The following is a 2375-nucleotide window of genomic DNA, read 5'->3' as shown; positions in this document are numbered from 1 at the left end:
GAGCCGTACTATCGCTCCGGAGCCCAGCTGTTCGTCGGGCGCGGCTCGAGTCTCGACTCCGCGGAAGAGCTTGGGGGCAGAACGGTGGGTGTGACACTCGGCACGACCTACGAAGAGTGGGTGCGGAAGAATCTGCCGGATACCGAGGTGCGGACCTACAAGGGGGTGCCCGAGATGATCCTCGAAGTGGTCAACCGGCGCATCGACGGATTCATCACCGATCGGATCGTCGGCGCCATCGCCATCGATGAAAAGAACGCTCCCATCAAAATGGCCGGCCCGCTCCTTTACGAGGAGCGCATGGGGATCGCGCTGCGCAAGGGGAACCCGGAACTGAAACAGGCGATCGACGCGGCCCTGGAAAAGATCAGGGAACGAAGCGACTACCGCAGGATCAGCATGCAGTGGCTCAAGATCGACGCGCGCTGACTCTCCTCCTTCTGATCAAAGGCAATCATGGTCCTTGACTGGTCGGTCATCACCCATTACTTCCCCTTTCTGCTGAAGGGAGCCCTGCTCACCCTGCAGATCTCCCTGGTGTCGCTGGTCTTCGGTCTGGCCGCCGGACTGATTGCGGCGCTCTGCGTCCTTTCGAAGAACCCGCTCTTCCGCTGGCCGGCACGGTTCTACGTCTGGCTGGTCCGCTCGACGCCGCTGCTGGTGCAGCTTTTCATCATCTACTACGGCCTGCCGCAGTTCGGCCTCAGCCTCAGCCCGTTCTGGTCGGGGGTGCTGGCCCTGGCCCTGAACACCGGCGCTTACAACGCCGAAACGATCCGGGCCGGCATTCTCTCCGTCCCCTCCGGGCAGGTCGAGGCCGCCCGCTCCCTCGGCATGGGGCCGGGGCTGACCATGCGCCGCATCGTCCTGCCGCAGGCGATTCGCCTGATCATACCGCCGCTGGGGAACAACTTCGTCATCCTGATCAAGGACACCTCGCTGGTCTCCACCATCACCCTGGTGGAACTGACCCTGACCGCCCAGCGCCTGATCGGCTCCACCTACAGGCCGTTTGAAATGTACCTGATGGCGGCCCTGCTCTATGCGGTTCTGACCACCGGCGCCACCGTCCTGCTGCGCCAGGTGGAGCGGCGCACGGCATGGGGGGCGGCATGAGCCTGGAATCCGCCCTGGAGAGCCACGCCGGACCGATGATCGCCCTGCGCGGTCTGCGCAAGCGCTTCGGCAGGCATGAAGTGCTCAAGGGGATCGACCTGGAGGCGGCGCGCAGGGAGGTGCTGGTCCTGATCGGCCCCAGCGGCTCCGGCAAAAGCACCCTGCTTCGCTGCATCAATCACCTGGAAAAGCCGACAGCGGGGGAGGTCTTCCTTGCTGGAGAGCGGGTCAACCGCACGGACCTTTCGGGGCGGGCCTTCCAACGTCATCTCAATGCCGTCCGCACCCGTATGGGGATGGTTTTTCAGCACTTCAATCTCTTCCCGCATAAGACGGTGCTCGAAAACATCATCGAGGCGCCGGTCCAGGTCCTGGGGCGCCGGCGCGACGAGGTCGTCCCCGAAGCCCTGATCCTGCTCGACAAGGTCGGGCTGAAGGAGAAACAGGACGCCTATCCCGGCCGGCTCTCCGGAGGGCAGCAGCAGCGGGTCGCCATCGCCCGGGCCCTGGCCATGCGGCCCTCGGTGATGCTTTTCGATGAAGTCACCAGCGCCCTCGATCCCGAGCTTGTCGGGGAGGTGCTGGGGGTCATGGAGGATCTGGCCCGGGAAGGGATGACCATGATGGTGGTCACCCATGAGATGGGGTTCGCCGAGCGGGTCGGAGACCGGGTCATCTTTATGGATGACGGACGGATTGTCGAAACGGCGAAGCCGGCGGAGATGTTCGCCCGGCCGAAAGAGGAGAGAACCCGCCGGTTCCTGGCGGACGTGCTGAAATAGATGCGGCCGCGAAAATGAAAAAAAGCGCCTCCGGTCCGCACAGGACCGGAGGCGCTTTCACCTGGTGGGGCGGACCTGTCAGGAACCGCTCCCCATCTCCTTCTCGAATTCCCCGAAGGCGAGATCGAAGATCTCCAGCAGCTCCAGGTTCTGCTTGGAGAGCATCATCGCGTTGCCGACGATGCCGTAGTAGAGGATGCTCAGGCGGGTCTTGGAGGTGTTGTCCGCAATCCGGGGGACCTGCCGGGCATTCAATTCCTCGGTGAACTCCCGCAGCCGGGCGTCCTTTTTCCTCAGCCCGTCGAGGTCGGCCGTCTGTTTGCGGCTGAAGGTGGTCTCCACCTCGAGGAGGATCTCGTTCAGCAGGACGCGGACCTGCTCCAGTTCCTCGATCTGCACCGGGAGGAGCCCCTTGTGGTGGTTTCCGATGTGAGTGTAGGCGCGCAGGACGATATCGCGATGGCCGTCCGTGATCTT

At 63.7% G+C, this 2375-nt stretch carries 3 protein-coding genes and 1 pseudogene; 3 read left to right on the top strand and 1 reads right to left on the bottom strand.

Annotated elements, in window-relative coordinates:
* The 3 genes from DTF_RS23160 to DTF_RS0111170 form a co-directional block, all read left to right on the top strand.
* Positions 1-429: transporter substrate-binding domain-containing protein (locus tag DTF_RS23160; RefSeq protein ID WP_035056826.1), on the top strand; the 429-nt coding region annotated here is incomplete at its 5' end.
* Between the two features lie 27 nt (positions 430-456).
* Complete coding sequence (locus DTF_RS0111175; protein WP_027715389.1) at positions 457-1116, top strand: amino acid ABC transporter permease; 660 nt, start codon at positions 457-459, stop codon at positions 1114-1116.
* 35 nt (positions 1117-1151) lie between these two features.
* The gene (locus DTF_RS0111170) at positions 1152-1898 is read left to right on the top strand and encodes an amino acid ABC transporter ATP-binding protein (RefSeq protein ID WP_027715388.1); all 747 of its coding nucleotides are present in this window, start codon (positions 1152-1154) and stop codon (positions 1896-1898) included.
* Positions 1899-1976: 78 nt separating this feature from the next.
* Here the strand turns inward: DTF_RS0111170 and DTF_RS26940 are convergent.
* Positions 1977-2375: pseudogene (locus DTF_RS26940) on the bottom strand (inorganic phosphate transporter); the annotation flags it as partial.

The organism is Desulfuromonas sp. TF (assembly GCF_000472285.1).
Taxonomy (GTDB): Bacteria; Desulfobacterota; Desulfuromonadia; order Desulfuromonadales; family ATBO01; genus ATBO01.
The sequence above is the reverse complement of the archived record's forward strand: the minus strand, read 5'-3'. Positions and strand labels throughout refer to the sequence as shown.